This window comes from Paraburkholderia sp. FW306-02-B, assembly GCF_058782725.1.
In genome coordinates, this window is record NZ_JBYSXZ010000002.1 from 2092769 (window position 1) to 2116193 (window position 23425).

A 23425-nucleotide genomic window follows, 5' to 3' on the forward strand; every position below is an offset into this window, starting at 1 on the left:
CGCGGCCCCAGTCTTAGTCGCGATGTTTTCAAGGTCATGGTGTCCACCACCGGGTGACAGGTTTGTGGGAAAGCTCGATGCGCTCAGTTGCCTGAAAGAGGCACCGGCTGCGGACTTGGCGCAGCCGTGGACACCAGGGCGTCCATGCCCATGTCGTAGTCCCGGTTCACACGCACATACTTCTGAATCGTGGGGTCGTTCCAGTCCGACTCGCTCTTCAGGGTCCAGTTTTGATTGCTCAGGCCCTGCACGATGAGATGCACGACGGCGGCTTCGATAGCGGCCTTCACGCAGAGCTGCTGCGGCTCGTTACGCGTGACGCCGATTTCGGCTTGCAGCAGGTCCTTGAAACCGATGAAGCGAAACACGCCGGTCGACACCTCGAACGAATAGACCGTCTTGGTCGTTGAGACACTATTGAGAATCTGGCCACTACGAATATCGACGGCGCGCAGGTTAACGGTGACCTGGTCGACCCGATATTGCTGTGACGCCCTGATTCCCAGGTACGCACCCCCCGCACCTCCAGTGCGCACGTTCGTGTCGTAAGCGACCACGCCCCCTTCGATAATCACGCTCGCAGGGAGAAGCGCGCCAATCCTCGGCGCCGGCCGGTTCTTGTCCTCGGGTGTCTCGAGCGCGCGCATGATTTTTCGCTCGGTCAGCAGATTCTGGAGGTTTTCCCTCTCTACCGGCGTGAACCACCCGGAGTCCTGCAGCGCCTTGACAAGAAATGACGCCCCACCTTGCGTGACCTCGGAGGAAAACGAGCTGTCCGGCGCCGCCTTGTACTGACCCGTCTGGTCTCTGAAGCCATAGACGGCCGCCACGACTTTGCCCTTGGGCGGCGGCAAGTGCACCAGGTCGCGCGTCACTTCGGTCGCTGGCGTCAATTGCACATTGTCATCGACGGTTGAGGGGACGGTGGCGCACCCGGCAAGCAGCGCAACGCCAGCCCAGACCATCAGCAGTGCGGCACGCGCACACCGTGCCCTCAACGCGGAGACGATAGGGGGAGCGGTCTGGTTCATTGGCTTACCTGAAAAGTCGTCGTGGCCCCTGTGCTCTTGTCCGTCGTGGTTATCTGCAGGATGCCCTTGCTAATCTGAGAGATGGTGATGGAAAAATTGCCGGTCTGTATCGTTCCGGGAATAAGTTGTCCATTCGGGCCGACAATCGAATTCGTCACGGACGAGGCGACTCGCGACAGAATGGCCTGCTGCAATTGGCTGTTGAACTGCTCCAGCGGGGATTGGGCGGCGAACCCACCGAGGGCGGTGGTGCTGGGGTCCTTGTATTTGTTCTGTGCATTAGCAATGTCGAGCAGGACCTGACCGTTCAACGGGTTCCCGCCAAATGACGGGTCGACGGGCTCGTAGATAAGTCCGGTGGCATGGCATGGACCTGTTAGGCCCAGGAGCGCTGCAACGGTAGTGATTAAAAGATATCTGTTTGACATGGTCTATCCACCGGTCACATTTCATCTGCTGCCAGGTCCGCGTCGTGAAACAGCAAGCGAGCGATGTCCGCTTGCACGACGTTCTGATAAGCGGTATCGGCCGCTCGCTGCGCAACGGCCTTGACGTCGACGCGTGCGGGCGGCAGGAAGGCCTCAAACACGCGCCCCTGCTCGAATTCCACCCAGACCAAACTGCCCCAGCGGGCCGACGGGCGTTCGTGAATGGACACGATGTAACGCTCACTCAGTGGCTGGTCCCGCCAACTTTCTGCGAAAAACTCATAGAAATCTTGTCCCACCAGCGTCAACGTCTGATTGGTGACGATGCCGCCCAGCGAATCTGTGAGCGAACGCTTATCCGTGACGTCGGCCGACTTGGCTCCGTTGGGCATTGGCACACCATTAGGCACGCCAGGCGCGGTCAACGTGGCTGAATTGCTGAGCGTCGAGGAGTTGCTAATCGTGGACGGACCATTGGGCGAGGGCTTCGCGCTCGGCGGCGTCGGGGTGTTCGGCAAAGCTAATGCCGGTGGCTCCGGGGGCGGCACACCCACGTCAGGAGTGGTAGCAATTGCCGGCATGGGTACGGCAACCCACAGCGCTAATATTGCTGAGCAAGCGGCTGTCGAACACGAACTGGCGAGAAAGCTATTCCTCATTTTTCTTGTTTATCCCTGGTATTTGCAGGTTCAGGCCGGTGCTTCCACAAATGCCTGAGCGAGCGTGTAAGTCCGTGAAACTTAAGCAGTCGCAGCGAAGACGAGCATCTGCTTTAGCGAGGTTCATGCCACGGGGGCTAAGTGATCGATTTCTTTGCGGGGGGCTCCGCCAAACGGCATACCACTGCAAAAAAACGTTTCAGTTCTGGTAACTCTCGCGAGCCGCAAACGAATCGCGGCCACTTCCCTAGCGACGAAGCCGCCAGTAAACTGCTGTATCTGGCCTTGCGCAACATCGAAAAGGATTGGAAGATGCCACCTATCACCGGGCGGCAAGCAGTCAATCAGTTCGCCATTCTGTTTGGAGAGCGATTCACCGCCGCCATGAGCTGAGATTTTTAACCGACCTCAGCACACGAAATTCCTGACACCTCCCCTAGGTGTGATGTGCTCATCGGCTAGCGGCTGCATAATCTCTCCCTCCACTGTTAGGCCAGCGCCGACACAGTCTGTTGACGGGTGTACTTCGATTGTGCAGCGGAGTCATGAAGCCTGGCATGGGTCACCCTCCCCTACTGACGCGCTGAGGTCTACCCATAAATCGCTGAACAAGTCCTCATCGGTGTGTGTGTGACCCTGAAGCGAATGACTACCCCACCTTCGTGACACCGCGACCAAGTCGCGAAAGTTCACCCCTCGACGAATGAGGTTGCCTCAGAGGCAATTGGGCGGCAGGAACTGTTCGCAGCAGGCAGCATTGCCGCCTGATCGCCACCTTGAGGTACTTCTAATCTCGATCTGTATGGTGTTATCTGTTGGCGGCGCCGCAAGCCCTGTGAGATAACGGGAGCGCGTGAGTAACAGGCCTGCAAGTTACCTTTTCATCGGAAAATGCGTCCTTCAGATGTGTGCGGTGTTGTCGCCGACGCCAGTTTGACCAGGATACCGAAATTCGGCTGGACCACCAGAGCGGGCCGCGAATCGTTGCTGCCGGGATCTTTTTCTAATTGGCAGACTGGTCAGTCCGATGTCGGCATGTGGGTCGATATTGTGTCGGCGTCGACAGCTTCAACGCCTCTTGAGCGGCTTGCCACACGAGATCGCCGCGACGGTTCAACGGGTATTGCCCAAGAGATAGAAAGGCCCCGCGTCGGTGAGGCGCGGGCGAATCCAGTCCAACAGGACAGGAGGAGACACGGTGGTTGTGGTGGGCGGGTCGCGCTGCGCGATTTCACAAATGAATCAGAATTTCTGAGGTGGCCTGTGCGCAAGTTCCCGGTTATCCACAGATTCCGTGCATAGACTTGTGGATAACATTACCCGTACACACGCAAGTCATTGGCCTGTAACGAGAATTTCATATCGCGCCCCGCATAGGCTACGACGCCAATCAGTCCGGAGCTTCCGTGAAGGTCACGTAGCAAGGATGACGAGCAGCGTGGCGACGAAGGTTTGCAGTTAGTCAGACATGATGGTCTCACTGAGTGGTAAGACTTCATTTTCGAAAGCCTGTCTTGGCCCGGGATCTGATCCTTTAACCCGTCCATGGCTCGCCTGCACAAGGGGCGATTCAAGGGGCCGAATCCCGTTCGTTCGTTAGGCAACACACCGGCATCGAGTAGGCCAAGGCCTCGCGGTTTTCATCCAACGAACTGTGTGAAACTGCTTGCTCGCTCACGCTGTGCAGGAATGCCGGCGATGGCTCGGACCGACGTCGGCGACGCGCATTGCATTTTGGAAAGAATCTCCGGGGGTGCTTACGGATATCGAACGTAAACCTTGTGAGGCTTGACATGACTACGAATGACGAAGATGGTTTGTCCGCTGGCCCAGTTCCAGTAATCGACCCGGTGAACCCGGGGGATGACCCGCCTGTGCCCGATCCAATAATAATCGACCCGATGGGCACGGTGGTCGACCTGTTAACCCCCGGACTCGAGCCATCGTTATCTGGCGACCCCATGCCGGAGCCGGGTGAGGAACCCGTTGCAGTTGTAACTGCACCTCCCCCGCCTGAATTAACTGATGTAACTGATCCGCCCGTTGAGGGTGGTGGTGAAGATGGTGAAGGTGGTGGTGGTAAAGACGATCCAGATCCCGGCGAGCAATAGTCGTAGTCGCCTGAACTTCGTACGTTGTTGAGCTCGGCGTTCAATAATCGAACGCCGACAACTCATTCCGAACTTCACAAACTAGCGCGCTCATCTGCCGATAGCGACGTTCAAGAGCCCTGGATACGGCGGTACGCGTTGTAGTGTCGGAGCGCGCCTTGCTTGTCCCCTCGAAGTTCCTTGAGTCTTGCAAGGTTGTAGTGTGCATCCGCGTAGTCTGGCTCAATCGCGAGGCACTTTCCGTAGCCATTCAGCGCTTCGTCGGCGCAGTCCAGCTCTTCCAGCGCAACGGCGCGGTTGAAGTGCAGCTGGCAATCGTCCGGGAAGAATTCCAAGGCCCTGTCAAACACTGCCAGCGCTTCTTCGCAGCGTCCCTCTTCACACAGGAGAACGCCCAGGTTGGTGTAAGCGCCATAGTGCGCCACAGGCAGCAGCTCCAGGACTCTCCGATAAGCATGCTCGGCCCCCTGCCGGTCCGTGGTGGTCAGTTGCTCACCGAGCTCAAACCACTCCTCGGCCTGGATGTGAGCCTCCTTTGCGCTGCGAGGGGAGCCGTCCAGAAACGCCACGTCACCTTTCAAGGGAGCGACCTCAAAGTCGAGCAGCGGCTGGCCCGACTCGGCATCCCATTGGTCGGGACCTAACCGCACGGCGATGGTGTTGCCAACAGCGGTGATTCGAATCCCGGTCAAGGGCAGTTCATCCGGGAGCGAAGCTTTGAGGCGCGTCAACGAGCGCAATATCTTGCGCGAAGAAATGTTGGCCGTCTGGAGCTGAAAGGCCGTACGCAGCAGGACAGCATCGTGAAAGCTGAAGCGCAGTTCGTTCCGGGGGCCGCGGGCAGGGGTCACAAAGCCGGCTTCGACCAGGCCGGTCAAAACTCTGCGCGATATACCAAGCAGGGACTGGAGACTGCGCAGAGAGTAGTGATGCTCCAAAGCGTGGCGCGTCACTTCCGGGCCCGTACCCGAGCAGGTGGTTGCTCAGCCTTCTCGGCGCCCTTGACGCCTTTGCGCTCCTTCGTGGCAACGGCCGCGACATCGCCGGCAGAAGCTTTGGCTCTGGTGGCAGGCGGCCTGGCCTTGCCTCCTTTGGCCAGGCTCGCGCGCAGCGCATCCATCAGGTCGATGACCTGCCCGGTAGCGGACACTTCCACCTGTTCGGGCGTAACAATCTGCCTGCCGGCAATCTTCTCGTCGATCGCTTTGAGAACGCGCTTCTTTTCCTCGTCTTCGTACTGCGTCGGGTCGTAGTTCTCCTCGGCAATCTGGTCGATGAGCCGTAATGCCAATTTAAGCTCAGGCTCAGAAATCTCGGCTTGCTCGATGTGCAAGTCCTTCAACGAGCGCACCTCGTCGGCAAAGAGCAGCTGCTGAAAGACCAGGCCGTCTTCGGTGGGACGAATCTGCACCATATGCGTCTTGCCCCTGGAGGCCCATCTGGCCACCGCGCAGCGACCGCTCTTGAGCATGGCTTCCCTGGGCAGGTTGTAGGGCTTTCCGCCTCGCTTGTCCGGAGCCACGAAATAGGCCTTGTCGTAGTACAGAGGGTCGACGGTTTTCTCCGGAATGAAGGCCACGATTTCAACCACGTGACTTCCGCCCTCTTCGAGCGCCTTCAGTTCGTCTGAAGAAAACACGACAAACCGGTCCTTCTCGAACTCATATCCCTTCTGCAAGTCCGCACGCTCCACGACCTGCCCGGTCTTCTCCGAGATGTACTGCTGTTTTGCGCGGGAGCCGTCCTTGCACATGTAGTTGAACTTGACGGCGGTTTCGCTCTCGGTGGCGCTGTAAAGCTTTAACTGCAACATGAGGAGCATGGACGCGGAATGGCAACGTAACGGCCCATGGACAACCATTTGGGGCTAGTGGTTTTGGCGTCGCACAGGGACGCGATTGATTGCTCACCTCGAACTGTGAACGTCTTCAGTGTCAAGGCTAGAGTCAAATGTCTGGGTTCCGGCAAGATAGGAATGTCGTACTGTGGGCCTTTCTTTCTGTATGGTGTCACCGTTACGCAGTGTCGAAGGAAAGGGCGTGAGCGAGCAGGGCGTGTCAGTCCGTCAGCTCACCGTCGCCGACCGCGGGAACGGTTTGGAGGGCAGTTTCGAAGCCGGGCCTGTTGCCGCACAAGCTGCCGGATCGCGTGACGGCGCGCCTCCCTTGCTGGCGCCTCGTCGCACAGCGGCCGTCTCAGTGCGGCCAGGAGGCGACATTCGGCGGTCGCGACGCGCGGACGTTCAGACGTCGGCTCCACCCACTAAACAGTCACTCGATTTGCGAAGATGAACGTTCCTTCCTCGGCCAATGCCGACATTGGGGCCGGCTGGGTTCTCCGTCAGCAATGTGGCGGATTGCTGACGGTTGCGGCATCGAACAGCCGGACGGCAGCTTCCTGCATCAGCGAACTCACACTCTCGACCCGAAGCCGTCGTTCGGAACGTCGCAGTTGCAACGGCTGCTTCAGAGCCTACTACGGCCATAGAAGCGGTCAAATCTCGAGACGAGTTATTAGTCGTTCGCGGCCATTTGCGCGACCAGTGAAGGTTTATCCGTTCAGACGCTCGCGGGTGATGAACACAACTGTCCGGGTCGACAGGCCTCGTTGCACTGTCTGAGCAGGACGAGTCGACTATTGAGCGGCGGATGTCTGCGCCGGGGGGCCAGGTAATTTGTGGTTCTGAGCTTTCGGTGAATTGACGACCGGCTTGCGACCGAAACCTTCGAAGGCGCCAAGGCGCAGCGCGATCATTTCAAATGGCTGTTGCGCCAGTCACGAGGCGTCACACCAAAGCGTGAATTAAACCAGTTCGTGAAGGAACCCTGCTGCGAATAGCCTAGCAGTGCGGAAACCCGCCCGATGGGATAGCGTGGGTTGCTCATATAGCGCACGGCAAGTTCACCCCTGACTTCCTCGACCAGACGCGAGAAGCTGGTATGCGCAAGTTCAAGTTGGCGCTGCATGGTGCGAACGCTCAGACGTAAATGGCGGGCAACCAGTTCGACGGTGGCCTGCTCGACGGGCAGCAACAAGTAGATCGCCTTGCGCACTTCCAGCGCGGTCGAATCGACACCGGTCACGTTGAGTGAATCCGCGAGGCTCTCGGCATATCGCACCAGTTCCGGGTCAGCGGAGGGATTCGGGTAGTCGAGATCGGCGGCCGCACACACGAAGCCGTTGAAATCGCTGCCGAACTCCAACGGACAGCCGAAAAACCTTCGATGAAACGTCAGGTCTTTCGATCCCTGATGAACAAAATGGACCGAGCGTGGTTTCCAATGATCGCCAAGCAGAGCGCTGGAGTGGCGCCAGAGGACACCGACCGCGAGTTCGATCGCCTGATTCGTTGGGGTACCCGGTTCGACGACCAGTTCTTCGCGGATGGTAACCGTTTCGCCCACGTCCTCGACGTACACAGCCAGGGCTTCGTTCAACAGATGCCGGTATTCAGCCGTGGCCAGCAATACCTCGCGCAGCGTGCGCTTGTGCGCGAGCAGGACATTGACCACACCAGTGCCGAACTTCTGCCGGGTCTCGGCCATCTGCAGCGCGAAAGTCGGGCATGACGCCTTTTCGGCCGTAAGTTCCAGCAGCCGGCACGCAGCGGCTGCCGGAATTCGATCGTCCGGATTCGCAAGCGCCGCGGTATCGATCCCGACCTGCTGTGCAAGCTCGACCGGGTTCAGTCCGACCCGCCGCGTCACATCGAAATAGCCGCTCATGGCTACCGAGCGCAACATCGTTTCCATCGCTTTGTCTCCGCATATGCCTCGCAGGCGGCCTCCCTGCGTCTGGTATTGGAATGTCTACCGCACGCACCGGTGTTAACGCGTAGTGGCATGAAATGCTAAAAGAATGGCGCTATATCATAAAAGTGTAACGCAGGATTGCCGTATCGTGGGATCTCAACGGTTCATCATGTTCCGACCAGTCTTCATGCGGCCAGCCGTGTCGCGAGCGTCGGAACACCGTCCCCCTATTGGAGAACACGATGCAATTCCTCGACGATTCGCTGCACCCCGAGAACCAGGACAAGGTTGTCATCACGACCGCTCCGTACGGCCCGGAATGGATGCCCGAGGACTTTCCGGAAGACATTCCGGTAACGATGGAGGAGCAGATCCAGAAGGCCGTCGACTGCTACGAGGCCGGCGCGACCGTGCTGCACCTACATGTGCGCGAACTGGATGGCAAGGGCTCCAAGCGCCTGTCGAAGTTCAACGAACTGATCGCGGGTGTGCGTGCAGCCGTGCCGGACATGATCATCCAGGTGGGTGGCTCGATCTCGTTTGCACCGGAAGACGACGGCCAGGCCGCGAAGTGGCTGTCCGACGACACGCGTCACATGCTAGCCGATCTCGAGCCGAAGCCCGATCAGGTGACGGTCGCGATCAACACCACGCAGATGAACATCATGGAGTTGCTCTATCCGGAGTACCTGGAGGGCACGTCGCTGGCCAATCCTGCGCTTATGGCCGCCTACAGCGAAATGACGGTGCCCGCGGGTCCGGCCTGGGTTGAGGAGCATCTTCGCCGCCTGCAGGCCGCGGGCATCCAGCCGCACTTCCAGCTCACCGGTATCCATGCGCTCGAAACGCTCGACCGCCTGGTGCGCAAGGGCGCCTACAAGGGGCCGCTGAACCTGACGTGGATCGGCATCGGCGGTGGCTTTGACGGTCCGAACCCGTTCAACTTCTTCAACTTCGTCCATCGTGCGCCGGACGGCGGCACGGTCACGGCCGAGTCGCTGCTGAAGAACGTCCTGCCGTTCAACATGATGGCGATGGCCATGGGCCTGCACCCGCGCTGCGGCATCGAGGACACGATCATCGACCAGCACGGCAATCGCATGAGCTCGGTGCAGCAGATCGAGCAGTGTGTGCGGGTGGCGCGCGAACTGGGCCGTGAGATCGCGAGCGGCAAGGAAGCGCGCGAGATCTACAAGATCGGTGTGCAGTACAAGACGGTCGACGAGACACTTGCGGCCAATGGCATGGCGCCGAACCGCAAGGCGGGCGTGAAGAACCTGCCGCTGCGCGCGGCGTAAGGGATTGGAGCGCGGCTGACGTTTCGCGGATGTCGGGCTCCAAAGGTAGGGCTTTCCGGCATGCCGGAGAGGATTGCGCGGTACCCATAAAGGCCCCCCTTTGCCCTCCAGGGCAAAGGCGGTCGCCAACGAGCTGGACACGAAGGAGACGACTCATGTTCACGCATGCCGAGCCCACCACGGCCGATGTTTCGACTACGCAAAAAGACGTGCCCGCGTATGCATGGGTGGTATTTGTCCTGACGGTGGGATTGCTGCTCTCCGACTACATGTCGCGGCAGGTGTTGAATGCGGTGTTTCCGATGCTCAAGGCCACATGGAACCTTTCGGACACCCGGCTGGGTTCGCTAAGCAGTGTGGTCGCGCTGATGGTCGGCGTGCTCACCTTTCCGCTGTCGGTGCTCGCCGACCGCTGGGGCCGCGTGAAAAGCATTGTCCTGATGGCGTCGTTGTGGAGTCTCGCGACGCTCGGCTGTGCGCTCTCGACGAACTATAACGAGATGCTGCTCGCGCGCGCCTTCGTCGGTATCGGTGAAGCCGCCTATGGCAGTGTCGGCATTGCGGTTGTCCTCAGCATCTTTCCGGCACGGCTACGCGCTACGCTCACCGCTGCGTTCATGGCCGGCGGGGCGTTCGGTTCAGTGCTGGGCATGGCGCTAGGTGGTGCAGTCGCGGCTCACCTGGGCTGGCGCGCGGCGTTCGGTGCAATGGCGGCCTTGGGGATCATGCTGGTCGTTTTCTACCGGTTTGCCATCACCGAAAAGCGGCTCGCGCCGCTGCAGCCGGCAAACGCGGGCCGTCAGACGCAAGGCGCCGGTGTGCGCATGAGCTTCCGCGCGCTGATGAAAGGGCTTTTTTCGACAAAGTCGGTTGTCTGTGCCTACATTGGCAGCGGCATCCATCTGCTGGTTCCCGCAGCGGTATGGGCGTGGATGCCCAGCTTCCTGAACCGCTACTACGGCATGCCCGCCGGCAAGGCTGCCATGAGCGCGGCCGTGTTCGTGCTAGCCACCGCTTTCGGCATGGTGGTGTGCGGAAATCTGACTGACCGGCTCAGCAAGCATGCGCGGGAAAGGACGTGGAGCACTGCCGTCGCCTTCTGCCTGATCTGCTTCGTGCTGCTCACGATCGGTTTCCGCATGCCGGCTGGTCCGGCACAGCTCATCGTGATCGGCGCCGGCATGTTCTTCTGCGCAGGCGCGACCGGCCCCTCGGGTGCGATGGTGGCGAATCTCACCCCACCGTCGATCCATGCGTCGGCGTTTGCCACCCTGACGTTGGCGAACAACCTGCTGGGGTTGGCACCCGCTGCCGTCCTGACGGGCATCGTGGCCGACCGGATCGGGCTCCTGGGTGCGTTGCAACTCGTGCCGTTTGCACCTTTGGTCGCGGCAGTCGCTTTCTTCATCGGCAAGCGGAACTATGGCGTCGACGTTGATCGCGTGAGTGCTCTGCGTGAACAGGCCGGGGGCTGACCCGACGGTCACCCGCGAGCTTTAGACCTGGCAAGTGCGCCTGAGAGCAAATTGGGCAGCCCATCACAGGCGAAATAAATTTGCAGTTCGAGTAATGAATAGGAGATTTGACATGGCAAAAGCAGTGCGCTTCCATGAAACCGGCGGTCCCGAAGTCTTGCGCTATGAAAACGTTGAAGTGGGCGACCCCGGCCCCGCACAGGTTCGCTTGCGCCATGAGGCAGTGGGCCTGAATTTCGCCGACACCTACTTCCGCACCGGCCTGTACCCCGTGCCGCTTCCTGCGGGCATGGGTGTCGAAGCTGCAGGTGTGGTCGAGGCAATCGGCCCCGACGTGACCAACGTCGCGGTCGGCGATCGCGTGACCTACACCGGCTTTCTCAACACACTCGGCGCCTACAGCACTGAACGCCTGGTCCCGGCGGCGCCGCTCATCAAGCTGCCGGATGCGATCTCCTGCGAGACGGCTGCCGGCATGACGATGCGAGGCCTGACCTCGTCGTACCTGATGCGCCGCATTCATGACTTCAGGGCGGGCGACACCATCCTGCTGCATGCCGCCGCCGGCGGTGTCGGTCTGATCGTGTCGCAATGGGCGAAATTGTTGGGTCTCACCGTGATCGGCACGGTATCGAACGAGGCCAAGGGCGGGGTGGCCCGCGCGCACGGCTGCGATCACATCATCTACTACAGCCGGGAGGATGTCGCGAAGCGTGTGCGCGAACTGACCAATGGCATGGGCGTGGACGTCGTGTTCGACAGCGTCGGCAAGGATACCTTCGAGTCATCGCTCGATTCGCTCAGGCGCCGTGGCCTGATGGTCTGCGTCGGCACGGCGTCCGGGCCGATCCCGCCGTTCAATCCACAGATGCTGGCGATGAAGGGCTCGCTCTACCTGACGCGGCCCGCGCTGGCGGACTACATTGCCGACCCCGTCGAGAAGAACGAACTCGCCGGCGAACTCTTCGGGCATGTCGCCGCAGGCCGCATCAGGATCGAACTCAACCAGCGTTACGCGCTGGAGGACGCGGCGCAGGCCCACCGCGACCTCGAAACGCGCAAGACGACCGGCTCGTCGGTCTTCGTTATCTGAGGAGTAGGTCATGCGAGTCGAACAATTGACGTGTGCCATCGGTGCCGAACTGCTCGGGGTGAATCTCGCCGATGCCATCGACGATGACGGCCTGTTTGCCGAGATCCGCGCGGCACTGCTCAAACACCGGGTGCTATTCCTGCGCGACCAGAGCATCTCGCGCGCTGAGCATGTTGCGTTTGCGCGCCGTTTCGGCGAACTTGAGGACCATCCCGTCGCCGGCAGCGACCCGGAACATCCGGGCCTCGTGCGCATCTATAAGAACCCGGATCAGCCCAACGACCGGTATGAAAACGCGTGGCACGCGGATGCCACCTGGCGCGAGGCACCGCAGTTCGGCGCTGTCCTGCGCTGCGTGGAGTGCCCGCCAGTCGGCGGCGACACGATGTGGGCAAACATGGTCCTCGCCTACGAGAACCTGCCGGACCACGTCAAGACCCAGATCGCGGACCTGCGCGCCCGCCACAGCATCGAGGCGAGCTTCGGAGCCGCGATGCCGATCGAAAAACGTCTCGCTCTTAAAGCGCAATTCCCGGACGCTGAGCATCCGGTCGTGCGCACGCACCCGGAGACCGGTGAGAAGGTGTTGTTCGTGAGCGCCTTCACCACCCATTTCACCAATTACCACACGCCGGCGCGCGTGCGCTTCGGGCAGGACGCCAATCCGGGCGCGAGTGACCTGCTGCGCTATCTCATCAGCCAGGCCTACATCCCCGAGTACCAGGTCCGCTGGCGCTGGAAACCCAACAGCATCGCGATCTGGGACAACCGCAGCACGCAGCACTATGCAGTGATGGACTACCCGCCGTGTCATCGCAAGATGGAGCGTGCCGGAATTATCGGCGACAAGCCGTACTGATCGGGCCGGAGACCGCTTCATGACCCTCGATACGACACCGACCATTCTGATGGTGCCCGGCTTGCGCGACTACGTCGCGGAGCACTGGCAAACTCTGCTGGAGCGGAAGTTGCCCAAGGCGGCCTCGGTGCCACCGCTCGAGCACGACAAACTCAGTTGCGCTGCGCGCGTTGCGGCGCTCGATGCTGCCCTCGCGAAAATCGATGGCCCGGTGATCCTGGTCGCGCATAGCGCGGGCGTGATGATCACGGTGCATTGGGCCCAGCAGCACAGCCGCAGGATTCACGGTGCATTGCTCGCCGCTCCGGCCGACCTCGAGACGCCGCTGCCGCCAGCCTATCCGGCCTTCGATGCGCTCGCTCAGAACGGTTGGCAGCCGATTCCACGAAAGCCGCTCCCGTTTCCGAGCATTGTCGGTGCGAGCCGCAACGATCCGCTCGCGCAGTTCGAGCGTACCGCGGCGATGGCGAAACACTGGGGCAGTCGTCTCGTCGACCTCGGCGAAGTCGGTCACCTGAATCCAGCTGCAGGGTTTGGTGAATGGCCTATGGCGGAGACACTGATCCATGAACTCGTCTGATCAGATACCGGTTGGTGCGGTCGATGAACTCGGACCAGGCCAGCGAAAACTGGCCTTCATCAATGGCCGCGGAGTTGTCCTTTTTAACATCGACGGCACGATCCACGCGATTGACGACTCGTGTCCCCACCAGGGGGCCTCGGTCGCGAACGGTCATCTCGACGGGTGCGTGCTGAGCTGCCCGGCGCACGGTCTGCGCTTCGACCTCCGCACCGGTTGCATGCCGGGTGCAAGTGGGTTGAGCCTGACGACATTCCCAGTCCGGGCCATCGACGGAAAGCTGTTCGTGAGTCTCGAGGATCCAGTCGCCAGTCCGGCGCCGGCACCCGCGTGCAATGCGGCATCGTGATCCGGGCCGCGCGGGAACACACAGCCATTCAGGGGAACAAGGATGCAAGGTTTGATGATGCAGCAACCGCTGCTGATCGCTTCGCTGCTCACGCATGCTGAACGCCATCACGGCGGACAGGAAATCGTGTCGCGACAGGTCGAAGGCGACATTCACCGGTATCGGTACCGGGATCTTGCGCAACGCGCGCGCCGCATGGCAAACGCCCTCGCAAGCCTCGGCATCCAGCCGGGCGAGCGCGTAGGCACGCTGGCGTGGAATGGCTACCGGCATATGGAGCTGTACTTCGCCGTGTCCGGGGCCGGGTCCGTGTTGCATACGCTCAACCCCCGGCTCCACGTCGACCAGCTCGCGTACATCATCGAGCATGCGGGAGATCGCGTCGTGTTCTTTGACCTGACGTTTCTGCCGCTGATCGAGAGCGTCGCGCCGCGGGTCAAAAGTCCGAAGGTCTTCGTTGCAATGACAGATCGCGCGCACATGCCGCGAGACCATGGCCTGTCCACGATGCTGCTGTGCTACGAGGATCTCGTCGACGGTCACAGCGACGCTTTCGACTGGCCGCTGCTGGACGAAAACAGCGCGTCATCGCTGTGCTACACGTCCGGGACGACCGGCAATCCGAAGGGGGTGCTATACAGCCACCGCTCGACCCTGCTGCACACCTACGCGGCGGCGCTGCCGGATTCGCTGAACTGTTCGGCGCGCGATGTGATCTTCCCGGTCGTGCCGATGTTCCATGTGAACGCGTGGGGACTGCCGTATATCGCCTGCATGGTGGGTGCGAAGCTGGTGTTTCCGGGGCCGGCGCTGGATGGCAGGTCGCTCCATGAACTGATCGAGGACGAACGGGTCACGCTGTCGGCCGGCGTGCCGACAGTCTGGCAAGGACTGCTCGCGCATGTCGACGCGATCACGGGTTCGTTTTCGTCGATGAGGCGCACGATTATCGGCGGCGCTCCCTGTCCGACGGCGATGACGGCGGCGTTCCAGACGCGCCATGGCGTCGACGTCGTGCATGCATGGGGCATGACGGAACTGAGCCCGGTCGGCACCGTCTGCAGTTTCAAGGCACATCAGGTATCTCTGTCCTTGGAAGAGCGCTACGCGCTTCAGGCGAAGCAGGGGCGCCCGGTGTTCGGCATCGACATGAAAATCGTCGACCTGGAAGGCAAGGCGTTGCCGTGGGACAGTACCGCAACTGGCGACCTTCTCGTGCGCGGTCATTGGGTCACGCGGGAATATTTCGGCGGTGACGACACACCGCCGCTGCGCGACGGCTGGTTCCCGACCGGCGACGTGGCCAGGATCGATCCCGACGGCTTCATGCAGATTACGGATCGCAGCAAGGACGTCATCAAGTCCGGCGGCGAATGGATCAGCTCGACCGACATCGAAAACGTCGCATACCTGCACCCCGAAGTCACGACGGCGGTATGCATCGCCGCGCGGCATCCGAAGTGGGACGAGCGGCCACTGCTGCTGATCGTGAAGAAGCCTGGCAGCGCGCTCGTCGCGGACGAACTGCTCACGTTCTTTGACGGCCGGCTTGCGAAGTGGTGGAAGCCCGATGCCGTTGTGTTTGTCGACTCGGTTCCGCTCGGTGCAACGGGCAAGGTGCTCAAGAACCGGTTACGGAATCAGTTCGGCGATTACTACCTGTCGGCCTGAGACACCGGCGCGGCAGCAACACAGTTTCATTCGAGTAACAAACCATAAACTGCCGGGTCCACCCGGCACGCCTCAAACCTGGAGGAGACACAATGAAATTGAAGTCAGGCAGCCTGGCAGTGCTGATAGTTTTTTCCACCGCAGCCCATGCCCAGTCTTCGGTCACGCTCTATGGCGTACTCGACAGTGGACTCCTGTATCAAAGTACCTCGGCGGCAACGTTCCTGCCGACCGCGCGAAACCAGGGGCATGTCTATCAACTCAAGGACGGCGGCATCTATGCCAGCTACTGGGGCCTGAAGGGAAGCGAGGACATCGGCGGTGGCTACAAGATCACCTTCAAGCTGCAAGGCACGTTCAACACCACGAACGGCAAGTTCGGTCTGTCCGACACGCCGGGCACGACCGCAATCTTCAACCAGTATGCAACGGTCGGGGCATCCGGGCCGTTTGGCACGTTCGACGCCGGCCGGCAGATCATCCCGATGATCTACGCGATGGCGGAAACCGACGTACGCGGCGCACAGTATTTCGGCAGTATCCTGACTGCGTGGCTCGGCATCAATCAGGCGGCCGGCTGGCCCGGCACCAGCACGAACGCTCCAATCGGCGCCCTCTATGACAGCAACGCGCTGGTCTACAATTCGCCGAAATTCTATGGTGCATCGCTTGCGCTTGAGTACGCGCCGGGTGGCGTCGCGGGACAGTTCCAGGGCGGCACGCGTGAATCGGCTGTGCTCAAGTATTCGAATTACGGTCTGAACCTGTCCGCTGTGTACTACAACGGACATGACACCAATCCGTTCCCGCTGACCTATCCGGCGGCGCCGGCTGCGCCTGCGACAGGCCAGAGCAATAACCGCTTCTACTATTTCGGTGCGATGTATACGATCAGCGGGTTTTCTATGTCCGCCTCGTACGGCATCGGCAAGAACCCGGCGAAGAGCAACACCGTTGACTTCGAAATGGTGTCGGGTGGCCTCGGCTACCAATTCAATCCGCACTTCAAGATCACGTCCGGCTACTACTACCTGAAGGACCGGAACCATTCAGCGAATCACTCGAGCGAAATCGCAGTGGGTGCCGAATACAACCTGTCCCAAAGGACCAAGGTGTACGCGCAAGTCGGCTATGTCGACAACAAGGGGACGATGAACCAGACGATCATCTATGGGGCTCCGGTTGCGCCGGGCGTCTCCACCAGTGCGGCCATGGTCGGCATTCGCCATAGCTTCTGATTTCGTCACCTTCATAAACCGGAGTAATCCATGAAAACAATCAAGGCACTCGAGCTGTTGGTCGCCGCATGGTTCGTTGCAGCGTCCACGACGGCGTGGTCCCAGACCGGTGACGCAGCCAGTGCACCGGCCAGTGCGCAAGGTGCGTCCGTGATGGCGGCATCGGGCGCTGTGGCACCCGCGGGCAGGAAAGCGGACCGTGCCCTGCGCCGTAGGATTTATGCCGCCATCGGGAAGGACAAGGAAATCAGCGCCGGAGACATCAGTGTCATCGCGAAAGACGGCGCGGTGACACTGAATGGCACGGTCACGGAAGCTGCCCAGATCGGCAAGGCCGAGGCGATCGCCAGGGGCGTTCCCGGAGTGGCGTCGGTGACCAACAAGCTGACGGTGAAGAAGCCATTTGGCGGCATGTAATCTGCCGTAGTCAGGCACGGAGTGGGCGAGGCCGAAGACAACTGGCCGCGCCGACTTCGACCCATCAGTGGCGACGCCCGATTTGGCGGCCTCACGCAGCCACTGCCTCCTTGCGAGATCGGCTGTTCGCATTCGCCCAGGAGCGGATATAGGGCGCACAAATCAAACGCGTTGAAAAAATAGCTCCAGATACTATTCTTCATGCTGGCATCGTAATTCCACGCGTTCGACCCTGAGCATGCCGCACTTGTGGCGCGAAGCCTCTCTTACGGTCATTCACGACGGGACTTGCGAGATGATCAAGCGGCTGTCGCTTATTTCTGCTGCTGTCGCACTGGGCTGCATAGCCACGGTTGCCCCAGTACTGACCAGCATCTATATCGCCGACGAGGATGCAGAACGTCGCGAGCAAGAAGATCTGCAGCAGTTCGCCGCGAAAGCTGTGATGCGCACGGAGCTTGTCACCTACCAGGCATTCGCTGCTATTGCGGACATGGAGGCGCTCCCCGGCGGTCTCTGCTCTCCCGTCCGGATCGCGCAGTTTGCCCGCGTGGCTTTCAATTACCGGTACGTGCAGGACGCTGGTGCTTACGGTGGCGGACAATATCTGTGCTCACCGCTTTTAGGCGACGTTCGGGCGCAGCATCTGACGATGCCTCCGCCCGATTGGCGGAGCAAGGACGGCTATCTGCTCTGGTACAGGCAGAAGAACCCCCTCAGCGACGAGCGTCAGGATATTCAGATTGGCCGCAATGGAAATTATGTCTCGATCGACCCGCAGTCCTACGTCGATCTTATCGACCCCGCCCGAAGACCGATCGCAGCGATCAATGTCGAGACAAACACAATCCTTGCGTTGTCACCTGGTGCGGACGCCGACGACATGCTCAACGCATGGAAGCTGGCTGGGCACGTGAACAACGAACAATGGCACTACGCTGTCGCCCGTTCGTCAAGCCGGCCCCTCGGGGTGGTAGTCAAGTCTCCGCGCAGTAGCCTCGTGGGTCACTGGCCTGGTTTGCTCGTGATGTGGCTTTCGATTGGTGTCGTTGTCGGAGGTGTGCTTGGCTGGATTGCGTTCAGGCGAATCTCGCGGCAACTCTCCTTCCCTGCGACGCTCGAATGGGCCATAGCACGCAAGAGACTCGACGTGGTTTTCCAGCCAATCGTCCGCCTCACGAGCGGCGAATGCGTTGGCGTGGAAGCGCTCGTCAGGTGGAACTTGAACGGACGCTACATCTCGCCGGAAGTCTTTGTCGCGGTCGCAGAGCAAAACGGTCTTATTCAGCAGTTGACTGACCTCGTACTGGACAAGACGATTGACGAGCTGTCGAAGCTCTTGCGCTCGCGTCCTTCGTTCTACGTCTCAATCAACGTGAGCAGCGAGGATTTGCGAACGCGCCGTTTCCTGAACGTTCTCACGGCCCGGCTGCAGGAAACGGGTATTCGACCTGCTCAGGTCAGAATCGAAGCAACGGAGCGAAGCTTCATGGATGCCGACGCAACGCGGCAAACAATAGCGGCATTCAGGGATGCTGGCCACCCTGTCTATATCGATGATTTCGGAACCGGGTATTCCAGCCTATCGTATCTGCAAACCTTTACGATCGATGTCCTGAAAATCGACAAGTCATTTATCGACACCATTGCACAAGACGCAGCATCCAGCGTCGTCGCGCCTCATATCATCGAGATGGCACACGAACTGGGGGTGGAAATCGTGGCGGAGGGCGTCGAGCGCGATATCCAGGTCGAATATCTGGTGCAGAGAGGCGTCCAGTATGGACAGGGCTGGTTGTTTGCGAAGGCCATGCGTGTCAATGAACTTATCTTCTGGCTTAACGAAAGCAGATCGACGCTTCAGCCGATCCATCAGTAACCCGGGTGTGCAGTGAGACAATGCGACGCCGCGCGTGCCAATGCACATGCAAACCGCAACTGCCCGACGACCCGCCGGATGGCATCGTCCGACGAAGGGCCGCCGTCAGCGAGATTGTGTTGAAAAAGTCTTGTTTTGGATCAGGGCGCTGGAGTTGGCACGACGTTATCGAGTTGTGACGATCGGCGAAGCGGTGAACTTGGGCGAGGCAACGATCCTCATTTCTCGTCATGCAACTGCCTGGTTCATCTGCTTGCTTCCTGACATGAACCGCTTGGCCATTCTTCGCAGGTTTTGCGCAGTCGCTGCCATCAGGAACTCATCATGAGCACCGCTTGGACCTCGCAGTCGCAAACGGTCCAGTTTCAGGATGCGTTTGAGATGGGCAAAGAGCATTTCCACCTTCTTTCGCTCACGGCAAGATCGCTTGTATTCAGGCGTCTTCGCAATACGCCTCGTTTCGTCACGCGCAGCTTCATGGATGCTGCGGGCGATCTTGCGGAATGGTGTATTCGGACAGCAGCGATCCTTCATCGAACAGCTCTCGCAGTCGAGCTGACTTGCCCGATAGATGATCGTGTCAGCCTTCGTGACGCGCGAGCGCGGATTCGTGAATTTGCGCCGATCACTGCGTAGTGCGTGCCCGGTGGGACAGCGATATTCATTGGCCAGTTCATCCCATAGGAACTCGCTGCTGGACAATGTATTGTCCTTGCGCGTCGTTTTATCCCAGACCGGAACATGTGGTGCAATCTCCTTCTCTTCGATCATCCAGGCAAGCATCGCTGCCGAGCCATACGCGGTGTCGCCTGCAAGACGTCGAGGTTTGAGATCATGCCGCCGCTCAACGCGGTCAATCATCGTCCTGGTTGATTCCACTTCGTGCGAACGGTTCGCGGGCGTCGCCTCGACGTCAACGATGATCCCTGCCTGCAGGTCAATCAGATAATTGGTCGAGTAGGCGAAGAACGGCAAGCCACCCTTGGCCGCTGTCCAGCTCGCGGCGGGATCCGTCAGAGATATCCTCTTTGGAGGGGGCAATGTCTCTGCCATCTCCGCCGCTTCGGTGCCCGCTGGATTCGCTTCTTCCAATGCTTCCAGATACTCGCGCACTGCACGGCTTTGTCCCTTGACGCAACCCCAGTCGATGGGCCCGGAACCCGGAACACCGCGTGCAGAGCTCACGTCGGCTCTGATGATGCTTGCGTCAATCGCGAATCCTTCACCCTTTACGAGCCCTTCGGACATGCACCGACCCAGCACCGACTCGAACACATGGCGTAGTACATCGCTATCGCGGAAGCGACCGTGGCGGTTCTTGGAGAATGTCGAGTGTTCGGGTACGGCGTCCTCCAGGCCCAGGCGACAGAACCATCGATACGCCAGGTTCAGATGTACCTCTTCGCATAGCCTGCGCTCGGACCGGATGCCGAAACAGTAGCCGACGATCAACATGCGGATCATGAGCTCCGGATCAATCGATGGCCGCCCCATCGGACTGTAGAACGGCGCGAGATGCTGGCGTAGATCGCGCAGATCAAGGAAGTGATCGATGCCTCTCAACAGGTGTTCGCGAGGGACGTGATTATCGAGGTTAAACGAGTAGAAGAGTTTGTCCTGTCCGCGGCCCAGTTGACCCATCATGACGAATCACTCCCGTCGATCGATGTCTTCCAGGATACCGAACATTCCGAACCACGGGCGACTTTTTCAACACAATCCTCAGATATCCGCCGCTGACCGAGCCCACAGCGAACGACCGAAGTGGGTCGAACACAGCCTGATGAGACGGACCTGCCTGAGCCCCGTCCGTCGTGCATCCGGAAGCAGCAGACGGGCCACTCGGTTGTTCCCGGAAGACGTTTGATATTTTGGGCACGTCCGATACGTTCCAGGGAGGGCGGCAGGAGCGCAGTTCTACTCGATCGTACGCATAGCGCTGTGCACCGTCCCGATACTGGTTGGATTTCCGCAGTTCCGACCGGATGTGGACGGCATCAATCTCTTCGCCCTGAAGCGATGCTCGATCATGCAGTCGGAGAGCTTTTCACAGGCGGCGCCGGGCAATTTCCGCTACGGGGCCTCTTCCGCCCTCCAACAGTCACTGCGCTGAACAACAAAATTAGTTCTCGACGTTCGGAATAAGTCGACGCCCGATGGGTTCACTCCATTGAAGCATGTGCCAACACGAAAAAGGAGGGACACCCTTATGCCAGTCTCGATCCGTCTGTCTGTCCCAGTGGTACTGAGGGTAGCCGTCGCACTTGCCATGTCTGGAGTTGGAATACCCCCGTCGTTCGCCGCTGGACCGCAGGCCGCAAGCTCAGACGAGGCGCCGTTTCTTCAAGAGAATGACGCCGCGATGACGAAGATGATGGCTGACATGTCTATCAGACCGACGGGCGATGTTGACCGGGATTTCGTCGCGATGATGGTCCCTCACCACCAGGGCGCCATTGACATGGCACAGGCCGAATTGCGCTATGGACGCAACGAGCAATTGCGTCGCATCGCGCAGGAAATCGTCGTCGAGCAACAACAGGAGATTGTTGCGATGCACCTCGCGCTTGGTCAGCCCCTGCCGCCGTCGACACCCGCACCAGATCAGCAAGAGCCTGCTTCCTCATCCGCGGGGGACGCACACGCGATGTCCCACCACGGCATGCAGATGAACATGCTGAGCCACACGCAAAAGGAGCCGCAATGAAACACACGTCCCTTCTTACATCGGCGCTGACCATGGCGGCACTGGCTGCAGCCCAGTTCGCATGGGCTGGACAGGCCCCTGGTTCGTCGTCCGACCCAGATATTCCGGTCAGCCACCATGACCGCGTCTATGCCGCCGAGCAATTCTCGAACACCGTCTCCGTTATCGATCCGGCGAACAACAGGGTGGTCGGAGTGATTCGTCTGGGAGACCCGTCGCCAGGCAACTTCAGCCCGTTGTACAAAGGCCAGTTGCTCGTGCACGGCATGGGGTATTCGCCCGATCATCGCACAATTGCTGTGGTGTCCATCGGCTCGAACTCGGTCTCCTTCATCGATACGCAGACGAATGCAGTCAAGCACGTCACATACGTTGGCCGCTCGCCTCATGAAGCCTTCTTTACGCCTGACGGCAAGGAGGTTTGGGTGACTGTGCGCGGCGAAAACTATGTGGCCGTGCTTGACGGTACAACGTTTGAAGAGAAATCCCGGATCACCGTGCCGGCCGGCCCGGGCATGCAGATCTTCTCGCCAGACGGGAAGTATGGCTACGTGTGTTCATCGTTCAACCCCGAAACGGAGGTCATCTCGGTTGCTGACCACAAGATTGTCGGTACGGTGAAGCAGGCAAGCCCCTTCTGCCCGGACATCGCTGCGACCCCGGATGGCAAGCAGATATGGTTTACGCTCAAGGATGTGGGCAAGACCCAGGTGTTCGAGGCGCGGCCGCCATTCGGGCTGATCAGGACACTCGACACGGGCCCAATTACGAATCATGTGAACATCGTGCATAACTCTAACGGTACGTTCGCCTATGTGACCGTCGGAGGCCTGAACCAGGTCAAGGTGTTCCGAACCGACGACTTCTCGCAGGTTTCGACGATTTCCGTCGGCAACCTGCCGCATGGGCTGTGGCCGTCCGGTGACGGCAGCCGTATCTACGTCGGCCTTGAAAATGCCGACGCGATGACCGCCATCGATACGCTGACGAACAGGGTAATCGCGACCGTGCCCATCGGCCAGGCGCCGCAGGCTGTCACCTATGTACCGAATGCGGTCCCGGAAGGAGACGGCACGCAGAATACGCAGCCGCTCGGTCTCGCCGGGCAGAGTACGCATCTGGTCCTGGTTCCCGTGGGCTCGGGCAAGTCGGCGGACGTCGCTAGCGCACCCACGACTGTCGCATTGTTCGACCAAGGTCTCGTGCAGGTCCTTCAGGCGGCCGTCACGGGCCTGCAGCCAAAGCAAGCGTATGTGCTGGGCCTCGCAGACAACTCTGACGGCACCGGCAACATAGAAGCGCTGGCGAACTTCATGACCAATCCAGCCGGCTCTGCGATTGTGAATGCGCTCGGCCAGATCCGCCAGTTGGTCGCGCCCGGCGTGGGCACTGCTGGCGACAGGCACCGCTACCTCGTGATTGCGCCGCAAGTTTCAGGCAAGCCGGGAGCCCCGGTACAGGTGCAGGCGCTGCTCGCGTCGTAGGTCAATCTCGATGCGTGCGTCACCGGCCCAGGCGGAGTTCGGTGACACTTGAGTTCGGCTTGCAAGGGACCGGACAAAAACTGGGGGAGCACGACACTTTGCACTAAGCTACCTTTGACACCCGTGAACCGAGGTGACAAATGGATATGCATTGGACGATTTACCTGCAGCGGGACGGTACCGATGAGAAAGTGCCGTTAGCTACGTTTCAGCGCCCGCTCGAGGGAGCTACCCTGGCTGATTTTGGATTGTCGATGTCCGAAGGAAAAAGTCTGCTTTCTAGCCTTCAACATGCGGTGGCCTAGGACCAGATCCGCGCCTACGACGCTCAGCGCCGATGCTGCAGACATTGCGGACGATACCGCCGCATAAAAGACTGGCGCCCTCGCGTCTT

Annotated in this window: 21 protein-coding genes and 1 pseudogene; 15 read left to right on the plus strand and 7 right to left on the minus strand. The window is 60.1% G+C overall.

Annotated features, from left to right (window positions below; genetic code table 11):
- Nucleotides 1-83: 83 nt before the first annotated feature.
- From AC3WOG_RS30675 to AC3WOG_RS30685, 3 genes are read right to left on the minus strand one after another with little or no spacing between them, the layout of a single operon-like run.
- Nucleotides 84-1031, minus strand: coding sequence for a CsgG/HfaB family protein (locus AC3WOG_RS30675; RefSeq protein ID WP_492581551.1), 948 nt, complete (start codon nucleotides 1029-1031; stop codon nucleotides 84-86).
- On the minus strand, nucleotides 1028-1459 hold the full coding sequence (locus AC3WOG_RS30680) for a curli assembly protein CsgF (RefSeq protein WP_492581552.1): 432 nt from the start codon (nucleotides 1457-1459) through the stop codon (nucleotides 1028-1030). Before AC3WOG_RS30680 ends, AC3WOG_RS30675 begins: the two co-directional genes overlap by 4 nt.
- Nucleotides 1460-1473: 14 nt before the next feature.
- Nucleotides 1474-1851, minus strand: coding sequence for a curli production assembly/transport protein CsgE (locus tag AC3WOG_RS30685; RefSeq protein ID WP_492581553.1), 378 nt, complete (start codon nucleotides 1849-1851; stop codon nucleotides 1474-1476).
- Between the two features lie 34 nt (nucleotides 1852-1885).
- Between AC3WOG_RS30685 and AC3WOG_RS30690 the strand changes: the two genes are divergently transcribed.
- The 3 genes and pseudogenes from AC3WOG_RS30690 to AC3WOG_RS30700 all read left to right on the plus strand — a co-directional run bounded on the left by AC3WOG_RS30690 (nucleotide 1886) and on the right by AC3WOG_RS30700 (nucleotide 4229).
- Complete coding sequence (locus AC3WOG_RS30690; RefSeq protein ID WP_492581554.1) at nucleotides 1886-2176, plus strand: hypothetical protein; 291 nt, start codon at nucleotides 1886-1888, stop codon at nucleotides 2174-2176.
- A gap of 167 nt (nucleotides 2177-2343) precedes the next feature.
- Nucleotides 2344-2511: pseudogene (locus AC3WOG_RS30695) on the plus strand (IS256 family transposase); the annotation flags it as partial.
- 1400 nt (nucleotides 2512-3911) lie between these two features.
- Nucleotides 3912-4229 (plus strand): hypothetical protein, encoded by a 318-nt coding sequence (locus AC3WOG_RS30700; RefSeq protein WP_492581555.1) that lies wholly within the window; start codon nucleotides 3912-3914, stop codon nucleotides 4227-4229.
- Nucleotides 4230-4339: 110 nt separating this feature from the next.
- Here AC3WOG_RS30700 and AC3WOG_RS30705 read toward each other — a convergent pair whose 3' ends face one another.
- From AC3WOG_RS30705 to AC3WOG_RS30715, 3 genes are all read right to left on the minus strand, one after another.
- Complete coding sequence (locus tag AC3WOG_RS30705; protein ID WP_492581556.1) at nucleotides 4340-5182, minus strand: tetratricopeptide repeat protein; 843 nt, start codon at nucleotides 5180-5182, stop codon at nucleotides 4340-4342.
- Nucleotides 5179-6051 (minus strand): non-homologous end joining protein Ku, encoded by an 873-nt coding sequence (gene ku, locus AC3WOG_RS30710; protein ID WP_492581557.1) that lies wholly within the window; start codon nucleotides 6049-6051, stop codon nucleotides 5179-5181. Before ku ends, AC3WOG_RS30705 begins: the two co-directional genes overlap by 4 nt.
- A gap of 928 nt (nucleotides 6052-6979) precedes the next feature.
- Nucleotides 6980-7981 carry an AraC family transcriptional regulator gene (locus AC3WOG_RS30715; RefSeq protein WP_492581558.1) on the minus strand — a complete coding sequence of 334 codons (1002 nt, stop codon included), beginning with the start codon at nucleotides 7979-7981 and terminating at the stop codon, nucleotides 6980-6982.
- Nucleotides 7982-8223: 242 nt separating this feature from the next.
- Between AC3WOG_RS30715 and AC3WOG_RS30720 the strand changes: the two genes are divergently transcribed.
- The 10 genes from AC3WOG_RS30720 (at nucleotide 8224) to AC3WOG_RS30765 (ending at nucleotide 18840) form a co-directional block, all read left to right on the plus strand.
- Nucleotides 8224-9279 (plus strand): beta-keto acid cleavage family enzyme, encoded by a 1056-nt coding sequence (locus AC3WOG_RS30720; protein ID WP_492581559.1) that lies wholly within the window; start codon nucleotides 8224-8226, stop codon nucleotides 9277-9279.
- A 155-nt stretch (nucleotides 9280-9434) separates the two neighbouring features.
- A complete protein-coding gene (locus AC3WOG_RS30725) occupies nucleotides 9435-10754 on the plus strand; it encodes an MFS transporter (protein WP_492581560.1) in 1320 nt (439 codons plus the stop codon).
- Nucleotides 10755-10866: 112 nt separating this feature from the next.
- Complete coding sequence (locus tag AC3WOG_RS30730; protein ID WP_492581561.1) at nucleotides 10867-11847, plus strand: quinone oxidoreductase family protein; 981 nt, start codon at nucleotides 10867-10869, stop codon at nucleotides 11845-11847.
- 10 nt (nucleotides 11848-11857) lie between these two features.
- Entirely contained in the window at nucleotides 11858-12706 is an 849-nt protein-coding gene (locus AC3WOG_RS30735) for a TauD/TfdA dioxygenase family protein (protein ID WP_492581562.1), read from the plus strand.
- A 19-nt stretch (nucleotides 12707-12725) separates the two neighbouring features.
- Nucleotides 12726-13286 carry an RBBP9/YdeN family alpha/beta hydrolase gene (locus tag AC3WOG_RS30740; protein WP_492581563.1) on the plus strand — a complete coding sequence of 187 codons (561 nt, stop codon included), beginning with the start codon at nucleotides 12726-12728 and terminating at the stop codon, nucleotides 13284-13286.
- Nucleotides 13273-13635, plus strand: a complete 363-nt coding sequence (locus AC3WOG_RS30745) for a Rieske (2Fe-2S) protein (RefSeq protein ID WP_492581564.1) — start codon at nucleotides 13273-13275, stop codon at nucleotides 13633-13635. The genes AC3WOG_RS30740 and AC3WOG_RS30745 overlap by 14 nt, the downstream gene beginning before the upstream one ends.
- 42 nt (nucleotides 13636-13677) lie before the next feature.
- Nucleotides 13678-15306, plus strand: coding sequence for a 3-(methylthio)propionyl-CoA ligase (locus AC3WOG_RS30750; RefSeq protein ID WP_492581565.1), 1629 nt, complete (start codon nucleotides 13678-13680; stop codon nucleotides 15304-15306).
- 92 nt (nucleotides 15307-15398) lie between these two features.
- Entirely contained in the window at nucleotides 15399-16544 is a 1146-nt protein-coding gene (locus tag AC3WOG_RS30755; RefSeq protein WP_492581566.1) for a porin, read from the plus strand.
- 30 nt (nucleotides 16545-16574) lie between these two features.
- Entirely contained in the window at nucleotides 16575-16961 is a 387-nt protein-coding gene (locus AC3WOG_RS30760; RefSeq protein WP_492581567.1) for a BON domain-containing protein, read from the plus strand.
- Between the two features lie 295 nt (nucleotides 16962-17256).
- Nucleotides 17257-18840 carry an EAL domain-containing protein gene (locus AC3WOG_RS30765; protein WP_492581568.1) on the plus strand — a complete coding sequence of 528 codons (1584 nt, stop codon included), beginning with the start codon at nucleotides 17257-17259 and terminating at the stop codon, nucleotides 18838-18840.
- 228 nt (nucleotides 18841-19068) lie between these two features.
- Here the strand turns inward: AC3WOG_RS30765 and AC3WOG_RS30770 are convergent, their stop codons facing one another.
- A complete protein-coding gene (locus AC3WOG_RS30770; RefSeq protein ID WP_492576091.1) occupies nucleotides 19069-20484 on the minus strand; it encodes an IS1182 family transposase in 1416 nt (471 codons plus the stop codon).
- A gap of 625 nt (nucleotides 20485-21109) precedes the next feature.
- On the opposite strand from AC3WOG_RS30770, the gene AC3WOG_RS30775 reads away from it, so the two are divergent.
- The gene (locus AC3WOG_RS30775; protein WP_492582502.1) at nucleotides 21110-21547 is read left to right on the plus strand and encodes a DUF305 domain-containing protein; all 438 of its coding nucleotides are present in this window, start codon (nucleotides 21110-21112) and stop codon (nucleotides 21545-21547) included.
- Complete coding sequence (locus tag AC3WOG_RS30780; protein ID WP_492581569.1) at nucleotides 21544-23031, plus strand: YncE family protein; 1488 nt, start codon at nucleotides 21544-21546, stop codon at nucleotides 23029-23031. The genes AC3WOG_RS30775 and AC3WOG_RS30780 overlap by 4 nt, the downstream gene beginning before the upstream one ends.
- Nucleotides 23032-23425 lie beyond the last annotated feature (394 nt).